Origin of the sequence: Christensenella tenuis (genome assembly GCF_014287795.1) — a bacterium.
GTDB classification, from domain to species: domain Bacteria; phylum Bacillota; class Clostridia; order Christensenellales; family Christensenellaceae; genus Christensenella; species Christensenella tenuis.
Genome location: NZ_JACOON010000007.1, coordinates 78,233 through 93,273, shown reverse-complemented (window position 1 = coordinate 93,273; position 15,041 = coordinate 78,233). Strand labels below are relative to the sequence as shown.

Sequence of the window (15,041 nt, the reverse complement as noted above, 5' to 3'; positions counted from 1 at the left end):
ATGCAATATAAACTTACGAAACGAAATTAAACGTAATAAAACAAATAAAATGTATTCAAATGATAAAAAAGAATAAATGGAGGTAACTCGATGTTAGCGGCAAGGCTCTACGGTGCGAACGATTTAAGGGTGGAAAATATTCCAGTGCCCGAAATAGGTGATGATGAAATATTGGTTAAGGTCCGCAAGGCTGCCCTTTGCGGTACGGATATCAGGATGTATCAAAATGGAGCGGAGGCGGCCTCCGAAACCAGACCGCTGATTATTGGTCACGAATTTTCCGGGGATATCGCCGAAGTCGGGAAAAATGTAACGGAATGGAAAGAGGGGCAGAGGGTGTTTCTCGCGCCTAATATTGGATGCGGACGCTGCAAGGCATGCGTCGCCGGGAATTCCCATTTGTGCAACAATATACAGGCCATGGGCGTTACGGTAGACGGCGCTTTTGCCGAATATATCCGGGTCCCGCGGGAAGCGTTGTTATATGGAAATATTGCAGAGCTGGGGAAAAAGACCAGCTACGAAGAAGCGGCTGTCAATGAGGCGCTCTCTTGCGTATATAATGGATTTTTACATTATGGGGTCCACATAGGGGATTATGTAATGGTCATCGGCGCGGGGCCAATCGGCGTTATGCATGCAAAGCTGGCGAAACTCGCAGGCGCGGCAAAAGTGATGTTAAGCGATGTTTCGCCCGAGAGGCTGGAGTTGTGCTGCAAGGTGGATGAGGACTTTATAGCGGTTCCCGCGGATAAAATGAAAGAATTGGTGAATAAGGAAACCGAAGGAAACGGACTGGACGTTTGCGTAACAGCATGTCCTGTGCCTGCGGTACAGGCACAGGCAATTGAATTGATGGGGTTCGGCGGCCGGGTAAACTTTTTTGGCGGGCTGCCAAAAGCAAAAGAGATCGTACCAATCAATACGAATGCGATTCATTATAAGCAACTGAATATATCGGGTTCTACCAAAGCCAACACAGACATGGTGTTTACTACCATGAAGCTGATTGACAGCGGAATACTGGATGTAAAAGGCATCATTACAGATCACTTTGCGCTCCGGGATATCGAACAGGCCATACGGCATACGGCGCAGGGGAAGGGATTAAAAACCATAATTGATATTGCATAGGAGAATGCCATGGATTATTTAGTCGGTGTTGATGTTGGAACGCAGGGAACAAAGACGGTTATTTATGACCGCGATGGCCGCGCGATAGCGGAAGCGTTCCAAAAATCCAATCTGGTTTATGGCAGCGGCGGGCGCGTAGAGGAAGATCCACAGGAATTGCTGGCTTCCTGCCTTAAAACAATTAAGCAAAATATTGAGCGGGCGGATATCAACAATACGGACATCGCAGCAGTTGCGCTCGACGGCCAGATGGCGGGCATCATGGGAATCGATACGGCCGGAAATAACGTTACCCCATATGACAGTTGGCTGGATCAGAGATGCGCAAAATATTTCGATATGATCCGCAGGGCTGGGGAAGAACGGTATATGCAGATTGGGGGAGGGAGCCCGGTCACATATGCTCATGGCCCCAAGATACTGTGGTGGAAGCATGAAAAACCGGAGGCCTATGCGAAAATTGCGAAGTTTGTGCCGCCGGCTGTATATTGCGTAATGCAGATGTGCGGTTTAAATGCGGAACGGGCATATATAGATCATACATATCTGCATTTTGCAGGATTTGCTTCGGTAGAAAAAAAAGAGTGGTCAGGGGAACTTCTGGATACCTTCGGCCTTGATCCGGAAAAATTCCCGCGGATCGTAAAACCATGGAATATCGCGGGCCGGGTAACGAAGCAAATGGCGGAAGCTTCGGGCCTCGCGGAAGGCACTCCTGTCGCGGCAGGCTGCGGCGACACGGCGGCGAGCGCTTTTGGGGCCGGAGTAACGCACCCGGGAGTATTGTATGACGTGGGCGGAACCGCATCTACATTGGCCGGCGCTGTAGATAGGTTCATCCCCGATATCGGGAAAAAAATGCTTATTTATCCGGCGGCGGTTGTGGATGGGCTCTATACCCCAATGGCATATATGAACGGGGCAGGTATGTGCATCAACTGGTTCAAAGATAACGTGCTGAGCGGCGGCTATCAATATTCGTACGACGAATTGAACTGTGCAATCGAAAAGATAGAGCCGGGAAGCGAAAACCTGCTGTTCATTCCCCATTACGCAGGACGGGTATGCCCCAACAGTCAAAATCTGCGGGGGGCTTGGCTCCGGCTTAATTGGAACCATACGAAGGCCCATATGTACCGTTCGATCATGGAAAGTATCGGATACGAATATAAAATTTACTTGAACCGTATCCGCGAACTGATTCCCGAACAGGAGTACGGACGTATTCTGGCCGTAGGCGGTGCCGCGAAGAGTCCTCAATTTCGCAAAATTAAAGCGGATATACTCGGGCTTACGGAAGCGACGATATCCCGGACGGATACGGCAACCTTAGCGGGGGCGGTAATCGGCGGGTATGCAGTCGGCCTGTTTAACGACCTTTCCGTTACGATCCATAGCATTAATAAAGAATGCGGCGTAACTGAGCCGGATATGGAAAACCATAGAAAGTATCGGCCGTTTATAAACGCCTACGAGCGGTCGCTGGAGCTTATGGACGGATGTTTTAGTGAAATAAATCAAATTTTAGAATAACGAGTATTGAAAGAGGGAAGGAACTATGAACAATCAGAAATTCGCTGCGGAATTGGCGCCCGCAATCCGTGTGCTGTTGGCAAAAAGAGGGTGCGTTTGTTTTACGGATGAAATATTTGACGGCCAGAAGGAACTGGAAACCCTCCGCATTGGTGGAAGCCGCGAAGAAATGGAAGAGGCGCTGAAGCGCAGCAAAGGCATGCGGATTGATGTTGTGCAAGCCGAAGGAGTGGGAACATTTTGCATCGGAAAAAGCAAACCCGATGCGGATAATGTCCTTGCGGTGCTCAAGGGCACGGCAAAACGGGAAATAAAAACGCCGCGTACGGGCCGGCTGCGGCAAAAACTTGCGGTCATTACAGGGGGAGCCAGCGGGTTTGGAGAAGGCATGGGCCGTTCTATGGCGGAAGAAGGCGCGGTAATCGGCATTGCGGATATCAATATGGAGGCAGCCGCGGAAAAGGCGCGTATATTGAATGAAATGTATGGGGATGGAACGGCGATGCCGCTTTTTGTAGACGTGACGGAGGAACAAAAGACCGAGGAAATGATACGGGAATTCGTGCTTGCCTATGGAGGGCTCGATATTTTCATCATGAGCGCCGGGGTCTCGCACGGAGGCGGCCTTGACACGATGGACATGAAAACATTTGAGTTTATGACAAAAATGAATTATACGTCCGTTTATATCGGCACAAAATTTGCAGCTCCGGTTATGAAAACTGAGAACAGGTTCGATCCTGAATTTACCGCAGATATCATACAGATTAATTCGAAAAGCGGGCTTGACGGCTCAATCAATAATTTTACGTATGCCGGAGCTAAGTTTGGAGGCATCGGCCTCGTACAGAGCTTCGCGAAAGAATTGGTGGGAAACGGCATAAAAGTCAACGCGATATGCCCCGGAAATTACTACGACGGTCCCATGTGGAGTGACCCAGTGAAAGGCCTCTTTGTACAATATTTAAAAGTTGGAAAGGTGCCGGGTGCGAAAACGGTAGAGGACGTCAGGAAATACCATGTAGATAAAACGCCGATGAAGCGGGGATGCACTCCCAAGGACGTTGTCCGCGCCGTTTATTATTGTGTGGAACAGCAATACGAAACAGGGCAGGCCATCCCGGTTTCAGGCGGGCAGATTATGCTGAAATAGCAACTTATTTCATGGAAAAGGTTTAGCTGGTATTTTTCAGAGAAAGGGAGGGGATACTATGGGCAAAAAAATGATTGCCTGGGATTTGGGGACAGGTGGGAACAAAGCGTCCCTTTATAACATGGATGGAACCTGTATCGCGGAAGCGTTTGAGCCGTATGAGACCTTTTTCCCCAGGCATGGCTGGCATTTGCAGAGGCCTGCGGATTGGTGGAATGCCATAGTACGAAGTACAAATAAACTAATGAAGGAGTCCGGTGCGGCCCCCGGGGATATTTATTGCTGCGGGATCTCCGGACACAGCTTGGGGGCAGTGCCTCTGGACCGGAATAATATTCCGCTTCTCGATGAGGTTCCGATCTGGTCGGATACGCGGGCAGGAGCGCAGGCAAAAGCCTTTTTCCGCGAATTCGGCAGGGAACGTTGGTACAATATCACAGGAAATGGAGTGAACCCCGCGCAATATCCCGTTTTCAAGGCGGTATGGTATCGGGAAAATATCCCTGAATTATATCAAAAAATCAACAAAATAATAGGCACGAAGGATTATATTAATCTACGGCTCACCGGGAGGGTGGCCACCGATCATTCCTATGCATCCGGCAGTGGGGCCTATGACCTGCGAAAGTGGCGGTTCAGCAAAGAAATTCTCGATGCGCTGGGAATCCATGCGGAATTATTTCCGGAAGTGATGGGTTCCATGGATGTCGTTGGAACCGTGACCAAAGAAGCGGCAGAACAATTGGGTGTAGGAAAAGATATGCTTGTCGTGTGCGGCGGCGTGGATAATTCCATGATGGCCATCGGAGCAAAAGGCTACAAAAGCGGCCGGGCATATATATCTTTGGGGTCGTCGTGTTGGGTAGCGCTCACAGCGGATCGGCCGGTCCTTGATACGCAGGGGTATCCGTATGTATTTACGTTGCTGAATGATTTTTATAATTCGGCGTTGTGTATTGCGGCAGGAGGCACCGCATACAAATGGGTACGCGACCATATCGCTCCCGATCTTTTGCGGCAAGCGAAGGAATGCGGAGAGGATATTTACGAACTGATGCAGTCGGAAGCACGAAAATCGCCGCCCGGCGCCAATAGGCTGATTTTCAATCCATGCCTTGGCGGCGGGATGCCGTTTGATAAAAGTTTTTATCTTCGCGGCGGCTTTTTGGGGCTGGATTTTAAGCACACCCGCGGCGATATGATTCGCGCAGCCCTGGAAGGCATCGCATATAATCTGGGCGTGTGTGTGGAACTGATTTCAAAGGTCGCTTCCGTTCCAGGAGAAATACTGCTGGTGGGGGGAGGCAGTAAAAATGCCTTGTGGCGCCAGATTCTGGCGGATTGCTATAACAGAAAGACAGTAAAAACCAATGTAGATGAACAGGCTGCCGCCTTGGGGGCAGTTGCATGCGCAGCAGTGGGAACGGGGCTGTGGAACGATTTTGAGCAAATAGATAAATTGCATAAAACGGAAAGCGTGTGTGAGCCGGTTCGGGAAAATGTGGAAATATATAGGCAAATGTTTGAGATTTACAAGAGGTCGGCTGAAGATTTGTCCGATATTGGCGATGCGCTTGCACAAGTAAAGATTTAAGGTGAACTATCGGCTTCAAAAAATATGGAGGATAATGCTATGACAAAAAGTATGAAATCATTGATTGTGGAAAAAGATGGCACGCTTGTGGTTAAGGAAGTGCCGGTTCCTGTTCCTACTCCTGTGCAGGCGCTGGTAAAAATAGAGGCATGCGGCATTTGCAATGGAACAGATACCAAGCTGATTCACCGTGCATTCAAAGGGATAGGCAAAGAACAGTATCCGCTTATGTTGGGTCATGAGGCGGTTGGAACAGTGGTTGAGATTGGGGATAAAGTGAAAAGTTACCGGAAAGGAGATCGGGTGCTGCTGCCTTATGCCGGACCTTTGGGTGGTTATGGAAGCGGCTGGGGCGCTTTTTCCGAATATGGCACGGTAGACGACGTGGTTGCACTGCAGGAAAGCGGCGTGTTGCCGGACTCGGCAGACTTTCCCCCGAATTGTTATGCGCAAAACGTAATTGACAAAAAGATTCCCGTGAATCACGCCGTTGTTATTATTACCCTGCGGGAGGTGCTTGCTTCTATAAGATTTTTCGGGATAGAACACGATCAGAGTGTCGCAGTGTTCGGATGCGGGCCGGTCGGGCAGACCTTTATCAAATTTATGCATCTTTTGGGAGTTGGTCCTATTTTCGCGATCGATATCATAGACGAAAAGCTCAAAATGGCAAAAACGTGCGGAGCAGACTATGTTTTCAATAATACTGATGGAACTTTAGACGCCATGATACATGAGGTGTGCCCCAAAGGCGTGGATTACGTTATTGACGCATCCGGCGCATCTGCCGTAATCAATCAGGCCATGGGGATCATCAAAGACCGCGGTAAGATTTGCTGTTATGGAATATCCGAAAATCTTGATATGAATCTTGACTGGTCCAGGGCGGATTATAACTGGCAGCTCATTTTCCAGCAAATGCCGCGAAAAGTGGAAGAGCAACAGGCCTTTTCCCAAATATTGGTATGGATAGAAAAAGGCGTAGTCGATCCGGAAGAATTTATATCGGATGTCTATGATTTCGACCACGTGCTCGAAGCTTTTAAAAAATTGGAGAGAAAAGAAATCTCACGTAAATGCGTTGTCACATTTGACTGATCGTGAAGGTTATTTGTCAAAATGATTTTGAAACGAAAGTATTCGAAATAAAATATTGACAAACGAAATTTCGTATGATAATATTGTGAAAACAAAGATGATAATCTGATTTCAATTCAAGGAAGTTTCTTTTTACAGCTTTACACAAAAAATCGTTTTGCTGCAGACGTGGCAAAAAATAATATATAAAAATGGAGGAAAAAGATGAAAAAATTATTGATGGCAGTATTGGCTGTTCTCTTGTGTGTTGGACTGTTAGCGTGCGCTCCGGCGCAGCAAGAGGCCGCACCGGCGGTGAGCGAGAGTGCGGAAAGTTCGGCATCGGCATCTGAAGCGGCAGAAGCGTCCCAACCAGCGGCAGACGGAGAAGGCAAAACGTTCAAAATTGGATTTGCACAGAAAACGATGGATAATCCTTTCTTCCTTGCACTGGCAAATGCAATTCAGGAGGAAGGGGAAAAACGTGGCTGGACGGTATCTGTCCTGGATGCGAAGAACAGCCTCGAAACAGAGATGGCGAATATGGAAACATTCGTCTCCCAGGGTATGGATCTGATTTTCCTGAACACGATCGATTCGGAAGGGGCTATCCCCGAGGTTCAGGCGGCAACGGCGGCGGGCATACCGGTTATTGAGCTGGATAGCGGAATCAGCCCCGATGCAGGCGTCGTGACGACAGTGTTCAGCGACAACAGGGGCAACGGGCGAAAAGTCGGGCTATATGCCGCAACCTGCTACGACGAAGGGGAAACAATCAGTTCGGTTATATTGAGCGGGGATAAAGGAAATCCTGGCGGAGAAGACAGGCGTATGGGGCTTTTCTGCGGAATTATCGAAGCGCGTGCGGGTCTGACGGAAGAAGAGGCTTGGGTGGAAGCGGAAAAGTTCAATCAGGAACTTACAGATAACGGGAAAGCGTTTCACGAAGCCGCAAATTTCGAAGTACTCGGACAGGGCTGGGCCCACTGGACGGCTGACGACGGTTTGCCGGCAATGGAAGACCTGCTTGTCGCAAACCCAAACATTAATTGCGTACTCGGCGAAAATGACAACATGCTGATTGGCGGAATGGAAGCACTCCGGGCCGTCGATAAACTGGAACAGGTACAGATGTTTGCAGCGTGCGATGGCCAGAAGGAAGCACTCGCACTGATTCAGCAGGGAACATCCTATAAGGCGTCGGGCGAAAATAATCCCAATAAGGTAGCCGAATTAGGATACCAGATTGCGGAAGAGATCCTAGTTGAAGGCAAAGACCCCACATCATATCCGGAAGAAAGCCATACGGATGCAGTGGCGATTACGCCGGAAAACGTTGACGAATTATACGATCCCAATGCGATATTCTAAAAAGACCAGATGAAAGGGGCCCCGGCTTCCAAAATGGCTGTGGAGCCGGGGCTTTTACTGGGCCAGTGGAGAATATCAAGATATTGGCGCGGACAAAAACATAAGATCAGGAGGTTACCATATTGGACACAACATACAGAGTTCAGATGGAAGGCATCTATAAAAGCTATAAAGGCGTCCATGCGCTGACTGATGTGTCGTTTGCAGTAAAGCCAGGGGAAATTCATGCCCTTGTGGGTGAAAACGGTGCAGGAAAATCGACGCTCATGAAAGTTTTGTCGGGAGCGATTGCTGCAGATAAAGGAAGCATAAAAATAGATGGAGTGGAGCGGAACATTACATCCCCACGTATCAGCCGCGATTTAGGAATATCCATTATTTATCAGGAATTTATGCTGGCGCCTCATTTGACGGTGGCAGAAAATATATACATTGATCGCCTTGTAGGCAAAAACAAGTTGATGATCAATTGGAAAAAATTGAAAAAAGACAGTCATGACCTGCTGGAAAAACTGGGATTTTCGGAAATTGATCCGGATGAAAAGGTAGGGAACCTGAGTGTCGCCTATCAACAGGTCGTTGAAATATGCAAGTCGTTATCACGGGATGCGCGCGTACTCGTTTTGGACGAGCCCTCCGCGGTACTGACCTTTACCGAAATCCAAAAGCTCTTTAAATTGATTCGGCAGTTGAAGGAACAGGGAATCGCAATCGTATATATTTCCCACCGGATGGATGAAATTTTTGATTTGTGCGACACCGTAACCGTGCTGAAGGACGGACATTTTGTCAATGAATTCAGGATTGACGAAATTGATAAAAAGAGCCTGATCTACCAGATGGTAGGACGGGAGTTATCACAATTATTTCCCAAACGAAACGCAAAGATCGGAGAAACAATCCTCAAGGCGGAGCATCTGAAAGCGGGAAGAATGGTAAACGATGTTTCCTTCAATGTACATAAAGGCGAAGTTCTCGGCTTCAGCGGGCTCGTCGGAGCGGGAAGAACAGAAACCATGCGTTCTTTGTTTGGGGCCGATAAACTTGACAGCGGGAGCATTACCTATAAAGGCCAGAAGATCCTGTTTAAAGACCCGCACGCAGCGGTACGGCACGGGGTGGGATTGCTTTCTGAAGACCGGAAACAGCAGGGGATCGTGATCGAGCGTACGATTCGTGAGAACACAACCCTGACGTCCCTTGGCAAGGTCAGTAAATTCGGCATCATCAACCATAAAAAAGATAAGGAATTCACGCGGGATATCTTAGCCCGGCTGACAACAAAATATGGCGATATGGAAGACAGCGTGTCCTGCCTATCCGGCGGAAACCAGCAAAAGGTTTCGCTTGCGAAATGGCTTGCCGCCGATTGCGAAGTAATTATACTGGATGAGCCTACGCGCGGCGTGGATGTTGGCGCGAAGGCCGAGATTTACAAAAATATCAATGACCTTGCAGAAGCGGGAGTGGCTGTGATTATGGTTTCTTCCGAAATGGAGGAAGTCATTAATATGTGCGACCGTGTCGTGGTTATGCGCCAGGGCAAGGTTGTTGGCGAACTTGAAAAGAAGGATATGAACGACAAGAATATTATTGGATTATCCATGGGGGTTATGTGATGAAAAAAGCGACTTTTTTTCTGAAAAAATATAGTACATATATCATCTTTCTCGTCGCGGTGCTGATTTGTATTGCGATATCTCCTGACTTTTTTACACCGACCAATATCGTAAATATAGGGAGGCAATATGCGGGCCTGATCATTGTTTCCATGGGGATGCTGTTTGTCATCCTGACTGGCGGGATAGACCTTTCCGTCGGTTCCATCGTGGCGCTGGGAAGCGTCATTACGGCAACCTGCCTTGTGGCTGGTATGAGTCTTGGGGTAGCTATGATGATTGCCCTTCTGTGTGGGATACTGTGTGGAATTATTACGGGCGTATTGGTATCGTATGCCAAAATGGCGCCGTTTATCGCTTCTATGGCAATGATGACAATGGCGCGCGGCGTTGCATTTGTTATCTCCAACGGCTCGCCCATTCCAACGCCTGAAGGATCCATCATCTGGTTGGGAACCGGTGCCGTCGGCGTGATTCCAACCTTGGTCATCATTGCGGTAGCTGTGGTAGTTGCCTTCTGGTTTATGCAGAATTATACGTCGTTCGGCAGGATCGTAATTGCAATAGGGAGCAATGAAACAGCTGTACGCCTTGCAGGTATTCGCGTTAAGCTGTATAAAACCGGCGTTTATGTCATTTCCGGACTATGCTGTGCGCTCGCCGGCATCCTCCTGTGCTCCAGGACTGCAATTGGTTCGCCTGTCGTAGGCGAAGGCATGGAACTAGATGCCATTGCCGCCTGCGTCATCGGCGGCGCAAGCCTGTCCGGAGGGGAAGGCTCAGCCGTAAAAGCCGTAATCGGTGTACTGATCCTTGCGCTGATCGGCAATATTATGAACCTGCTGGCAGTTCCATCGTATCCGCAGGACATTATCAAAGGCATCATCATCGTTGCCTCCGTATTGTTGCAGACGTTAACATCTTCTAATAAAAAAGAAGCTTAAACGCACATTTGGATCAATGAGACTAAAACAAAGAAAGGAAGATATGACCTATGGCAAGGCTTACCAAAACGACAAGAGGCTGGTGTTCCCCTGAGCGGTATGTTCAGGGCCCGGGGGAATTCAAAAATATAAAGCATTATACAGATAAATTCGGGAAAAGGATCGTAGCATTCATTGACCAGTTCTTCTTCGAAGATTTTACAAAACAGCTGCAAACTTATTACAGCGGGAACGGCTATGAACTGCATACCATAGAATTCAACAGCGAGGTTACAGAAGAAGAAATCGCAAGGCATGCGGAAGAACTGAAAGACTGGAATGCCGAAGTGGTTCTGGGAATCGGCGGGGGCAAAACCATAGATGTGGCCAATGCCGTGGCAGTACCGCTCGGGATTCCGAATATCGTAATCCCAACGACGGCTGCAACCGATGCGCCCACCAGTTCCCTTTCCGTAATCTATCATGCGGATGGTTCGCATAAAGGGGAATTCTTTTTTGACCATAGCCCCTGCTTGGTGCTGGTAGACAGCGAAATTATTGCCAAAGCCCCGGTGCGTTTCCTTGTTTCGGGTATGGGCGATGCTCTGGCGACGCTGATCGAAGCAGAGGCTAACCGCAAATCGGATTCGCCGAATCTTGTCTACAATAATGACGGCGGCTTTAAACGTACGGTTGCGGCTACGGCAATCGCCAGGGCATGCTATGATACGCTGCTCCGCGATGGATTGAAAGCAAAGATTGCATGCGAGGAGAACAAAGTAACGGAAGCACTGGAAAACATCATAGAAACCAATACGCTGCTTTCGGGCCTCGGATTCGAAAACAATGCGACTGCAGGGGCGCACTCGGTTAACGATGGCATTACTTCTTTGCCGGAAGGGGCAAAGACCTACCACGGTGAAAAGGTTGCGTTCGGAACCTTGACGCAATTGGTGATAGAAGATGCTTCCAATGAGCGTCTGGACGAAGTGATCAGGTTTTGTATAGATGTGGGGCTGCCTGTTTGCCTTGCGGACCTGCAAGTGCCGAATACGGCGGAAAACATTCGAAAGATTGCCGAAGCCTCTATGCATTCCTGTTGGGGCAGTATGCCATTCGAAGTAAATGCAGATATGGTCGAGGCAGCAATTACAACTGCAGACAAAATCGGCGAACGCTACAAAAAGCAATATAAAAATGCCCTCTTGGTCTGAGAAAACAAATATTGCATTGCATATCAGTTAGGAGAAATTATGATAGAGCCGGATAAATTGAAAGAATGGAAGTCGTTTGCGGCAGAAATACGCAAAAAATTGCTGGAAGCAATCGCCTCCAAGGGCGTCGGGCATGTCGGTGGGTCTTTGTCTATCGCAGATACACTGGCGGTGTTGTACGGAGGTGTAATGAACATTGATCCCCAAAATCCAAACTGGGAAGACCGGGACTATATCGTCATCTCGAAAGGGCATTCGGGCCCGGCGATGTATGCGGCGCTCGCCTTAAAAGGCTATTTTCCCATGGAAATGTTAAAAACGTTGAACCGGAATGGCACGATGCTGCCCAGTCATACAGACAGGAAGAAAACCCCAGGAGTCGATATGACTACAGGATCGCTCGGACAAGGCATTTCGCTTGCCGCCGGATTGGCTTTTGCGGATAAGCTCAACGGGAAAAATCGCTATACCTATGCTATTGTAGGCGACGGAGAACTGGATGAGGGGCAAGTTTGGGAAGCGGCCCTGTTCATTGCCCATCGGAAGTTAAATAACCTGATTTTGTTGATCGATGCCAATGGCAAACAGTTGGATGGCACCACACGGGAAATCTGTTGTCTCGGAGAAATTGAAAAAAAGTTTGAAGCATTCGGATTTCATGCGATTCGCGTTGCCGATGGGAATGACGTTGAACAGGTTGCCGATGCGATCGGACAGGCAAAGTCTGAGCAGAAAAAGCCCAGCGCAGTTGTATTGCACACGGTGAAAGGCGCGGGGGTAAGCCATTACGAGGCCATGGCCAATTGTCATTCCTGCGGCGTAAGCGCACAGGAACTGGAAGATGCATGCAGGGAATTGGATTCCCTTCGCGCTGCGGATAACCGGGAAGGGAGGTAAAGCGGAATGCAGGATCAAGCAGAAACAAAGAAAAAAGAAAACATCATGCGTGAGGCTTTTGCCGAAGGGTTGATGGAAGCAATGAAACGGAACCGCGACGTTGTGTACCTTGAGGCGGATCTCGCAGGTGCGCTTGGCACCGGGAACGTTTTTAAGCGGTATCCGGAACAGAGTTTTAACGTAGGAATCATGGAAGCCAATATGATGGGTGTCGCGGCGGGGATGTCCGTCAATGGAAAAATACCGTTTATTCATTCTTTCGGGGCATTTGCATCACGCAGGATTGCAGACCAGTTATACCTTTCCGGTTGCTACAACGGAGCCAATGTAAAAGTGATGGGAAGTGACCCCGGCGTTGCGGCGGAAACCAACGGGGGAACCCATATGCCGCTGGAAGACATGGGGGTTCTGCGTTCATTCCCCGGGCTTACAATATTGGATATTGCCGACACCAATCTTATGCTGTCTGCGGTCGGGAAAATGGCGGAGACTTATGGCATGTTTTATGTCCGTTTCCCGCGTAAAGGCGTGATCAATTACTATGAAGAAGGTACGAAATTCGAGTTCGGAAAAGGTATGATATTACGCGAAGGCACGGATATCAGCATCATTGCCTGTGGTCTTGAGGTGCAGGAAGCACTGAAAGCTGCAGGGGAATTAGAAAGAAAAGGCGTATCGGTACAGGTTGTGGATATGTTTACCGTAAAGCCGATAGATCGGGACTTGGTGATTGAATGTGCGGAAAAAACGGGAGCAGTCGTTACTGCGGAAAACCATAACCGGATTGGCGGCCTCGGTTCCGCTGTTGCTGAAGTACTGGTGGAAAGCTGTCCGGTACCGATGCAGCGTATTGGTTCCCCGGATGTATTTGGGGAAGTCGGCGATAGGAATTTTTTGATGAAAAAGTTTGGAATTACGGCAGGAGACATCGTGGAGGCCGCGCTCAAAATGGTTTCAAGGAAGGTGTGAAATGGCAATCATACTTGGCATAGACCTTGGAACGCAGAGCGTAAAGGCAGTGGTTATAGATACCGAAAGAGGAATTATAGCAACAGCAGGAAAAGATTATAAAGTGTTCGTACCACAGGTCGATTATGCGGAAGAAGATGCGGAAGACTGGTGGCGAGCTTCAAAGGAGGTTCTCAGACAGCTAAAGCAAGATGCCCGGAAAGAATATGACGCTATAGAAAGTATTGGGATTACGGGGCAGATGCACGGCTTGGTTGCTTTGGATAAAGGCGGTAGGCCCAATATGCCTTCTATCATTTGGGTGGACCAGCGTTCCAAAAGGCAAGTAGAAGAAATTTATGAAAAAGTAGGTGCGGAAGCCATTGCAGCCCATATCCATAACCGCATTTTTACAGGATTTGCATTGCCTTCCCTTCTGTGGGTCAAGGAAAAACGTCCGGAAATTTACCGGAAAATTGACCGGATTTGCAATGCCAAGGATTATATTCGCATGAAGCTGACCGGAGAGCTGGCCTGTGAAGTGACGGACGCGTCTTCTACAACGATGTTCGATTTGCCCGCCCGCAACTGGTATTTTGAAATGCTGGATCAATTGGATATTGATGGAGGTATCCTGCCTCCCTGTCATGAATCAGTTGATATTGCGGGCTGTGTAACGCAAAGCGCGGCCGAGGAAACAGGCCTTCGGAAAGGAATTCCCGTTATTTACGGCGCGGGGGATCAGTCTGGCCTCATTATGGGAAACGGCGTTTACCGGGAAGGGCTGCTGGTCGCCAATATTGGGACCGGCGGTACCATGGCAACCTATTCCGGAAACGATGTGTACGACAGAAAATTACGCACACATACGTTCTGCAATGCAACGGAAAAATCCTATACTGTTTTCGGAGCGGTACTGGGCGGCGGGATATCGCTGCGTTGGTTGCGCGATAATATATTGGAGGCTCCAAACTACGAAAAAATGACGGTCTGCGCCGCGGAAATCGATGCAGGCAGCGAAGGAGTATTGTTCCTGCCTTATTTAGGAGGAGAGCGCACGCCGCACATGAATCCGGATGCATCAGGGCTTTTTTTCGGACTGAAACTGAAGCATGATTCACGGCACATGATACGCGCCGTGATGGAAGGTGTCGTATATGCCCTCAAAGATTCTCTCAGGGTTTTGGAAGAAACGGGGATTCAAACGGAAAGAATCATTGCTTCCGGCGGGGGTGCACGCAGCGGCTTATGGCTGCAAATGCAAGCCGATATATTTGGAAAAGAAGTTGTATCAACCCATGCACAAGAACAAGCGGCGCTAGGGATAGGCATTATAGCCGGAATCGGAACAGGAATTTTTCAAGACGCAAAAGAAGGCTGCGACTGTTTGGTGGCCTATGACAATCGGCACTACTATCCCGACAAAAAGAATGCGGGGATTTATGACGAAGGCTATGAAACCTTCCGGGAGTTATACCGTGCAAATGAAACGATCATGAATCATTCTGCAAAAATGCGGTGAATTTTCCGGCGGGGAAACGGATGGAAAACTGAATGGGAAATGAAAGGGGATTTAAT

The 15,041-nt window shown here is 48.7% G+C and carries 12 protein-coding genes; all 12 read left to right on the top strand.

The annotated features are described in order from the left end of the window. The first annotated feature begins 90 nt into the window (after positions 1 to 90). The 12 genes from H8S18_RS12795 (at position 91) to xylB (ending at position 14,985) form a co-directional block, all read left to right on the top strand. Positions 91 to 1,134, top strand: coding sequence for an alcohol dehydrogenase catalytic domain-containing protein (locus H8S18_RS12795; protein WP_186858666.1), 1,044 nt, complete (start codon positions 91 to 93; stop codon positions 1,132 to 1,134). Positions 1,135 to 1,143: 9 nt separating this feature from the next. Continuing rightward, positions 1,144 to 2,667, top strand: coding sequence for a xylulokinase (locus H8S18_RS12790; RefSeq protein ID WP_186858665.1), 1,524 nt, complete (start codon positions 1,144 to 1,146; stop codon positions 2,665 to 2,667). 25 nt (positions 2,668 to 2,692) lie between these two features. Continuing rightward, complete coding sequence (locus H8S18_RS12785; protein WP_186858664.1) at positions 2,693 to 3,820, top strand: SDR family NAD(P)-dependent oxidoreductase; 1,128 nt, start codon at positions 2,693 to 2,695, stop codon at positions 3,818 to 3,820. A 58-nt stretch (positions 3,821 to 3,878) separates the two neighbouring features. Then, positions 3,879 to 5,414, top strand: a complete 1,536-nt coding sequence (locus H8S18_RS12780) for a xylulokinase (protein WP_186858663.1) — start codon at positions 3,879 to 3,881, stop codon at positions 5,412 to 5,414. Positions 5,415 to 5,453: 39 nt separating this feature from the next. Then, a complete protein-coding gene (locus tag H8S18_RS12775; protein WP_243165161.1) occupies positions 5,454 to 6,512 on the top strand; it encodes a zinc-dependent alcohol dehydrogenase in 1,059 nt (352 codons plus the stop codon). A 204-nt stretch (positions 6,513 to 6,716) separates the two neighbouring features. Next, positions 6,717 to 7,862: a substrate-binding domain-containing protein gene (locus tag H8S18_RS12770; RefSeq protein ID WP_186858662.1), complete on the top strand. Its 1,146-nt coding sequence runs from the start codon at positions 6,717 to 6,719 to the stop codon at positions 7,860 to 7,862. A gap of 122 nt (positions 7,863 to 7,984) precedes the next feature. Next, positions 7,985 to 9,481 (top strand): sugar ABC transporter ATP-binding protein, encoded by a 1,497-nt coding sequence (locus H8S18_RS12765; protein WP_186858661.1) that lies wholly within the window; start codon positions 7,985 to 7,987, stop codon positions 9,479 to 9,481. Further along, entirely contained in the window at positions 9,481 to 10,425 is a 945-nt protein-coding gene (locus tag H8S18_RS12760) for an ABC transporter permease (protein ID WP_186858660.1), read from the top strand. Before H8S18_RS12765 ends, H8S18_RS12760 begins: the two co-directional genes overlap by 1 nt. Positions 10,426 to 10,475: 50 nt before the next feature. Then, the gene (locus H8S18_RS12755) at positions 10,476 to 11,618 is read left to right on the top strand and encodes a glycerol dehydrogenase (protein ID WP_186858659.1); all 1,143 of its coding nucleotides are present in this window, start codon (positions 10,476 to 10,478) and stop codon (positions 11,616 to 11,618) included. 39 nt (positions 11,619 to 11,657) lie between these two features. Beyond that, the gene (locus H8S18_RS12750; RefSeq protein WP_186858658.1) at positions 11,658 to 12,515 is read left to right on the top strand and encodes a transketolase; all 858 of its coding nucleotides are present in this window, start codon (positions 11,658 to 11,660) and stop codon (positions 12,513 to 12,515) included. A 6-nt stretch (positions 12,516 to 12,521) separates the two neighbouring features. Further along, the gene (locus H8S18_RS12745) at positions 12,522 to 13,484 is read left to right on the top strand and encodes a transketolase family protein (RefSeq protein ID WP_186858657.1); all 963 of its coding nucleotides are present in this window, start codon (positions 12,522 to 12,524) and stop codon (positions 13,482 to 13,484) included. 1 nt (position 13,485) lies between these two features. Continuing rightward, on the top strand, positions 13,486 to 14,985 hold the full coding sequence (xylB, locus tag H8S18_RS12740) for a xylulokinase (protein WP_186858656.1): 1,500 nt from the start codon (positions 13,486 to 13,488) through the stop codon (positions 14,983 to 14,985). The last annotated feature ends 56 nt before the right edge of the window (positions 14,986 to 15,041 follow it).

Coding starts and splice junctions, on each gene's coding strand:
- H8S18_RS12790 (WP_186858665.1), top strand. CDS start 1,144: ATGGATTATTTAGTCGGTGTTGATGTTGGAACGCAGGGAACAAAGACG.
- H8S18_RS12780 (WP_186858663.1), top strand. CDS start 3,879: ATGGGCAAAAAAATGATTGCCTGGGATTTGGGGACAGGTGGGAACAAA.
- H8S18_RS12775 (WP_243165161.1), top strand. CDS start 5,454: ATGACAAAAAGTATGAAATCATTGATTGTGGAAAAAGATGGCACGCTT.
- H8S18_RS12770 (WP_186858662.1), top strand. CDS start 6,717: ATGAAAAAATTATTGATGGCAGTATTGGCTGTTCTCTTGTGTGTTGGA.
- H8S18_RS12750 (WP_186858658.1), top strand. CDS start 11,658: ATGATAGAGCCGGATAAATTGAAAGAATGGAAGTCGTTTGCGGCAGAA.
- H8S18_RS12755 (WP_186858659.1), top strand. CDS start 10,476: ATGGCAAGGCTTACCAAAACGACAAGAGGCTGGTGTTCCCCTGAGCGG.
- H8S18_RS12745 (WP_186858657.1), top strand. CDS start 12,522: ATGCAGGATCAAGCAGAAACAAAGAAAAAAGAAAACATCATGCGTGAG.
- H8S18_RS12795 (WP_186858666.1), top strand. CDS start 91: ATGTTAGCGGCAAGGCTCTACGGTGCGAACGATTTAAGGGTGGAAAAT.
- xylB (WP_186858656.1), top strand. CDS start 13,486: ATGGCAATCATACTTGGCATAGACCTTGGAACGCAGAGCGTAAAGGCA.
- H8S18_RS12760 (WP_186858660.1), top strand. CDS start 9,481: ATGAAAAAAGCGACTTTTTTTCTGAAAAAATATAGTACATATATCATC.
- H8S18_RS12785 (WP_186858664.1), top strand. CDS start 2,693: ATGAACAATCAGAAATTCGCTGCGGAATTGGCGCCCGCAATCCGTGTG.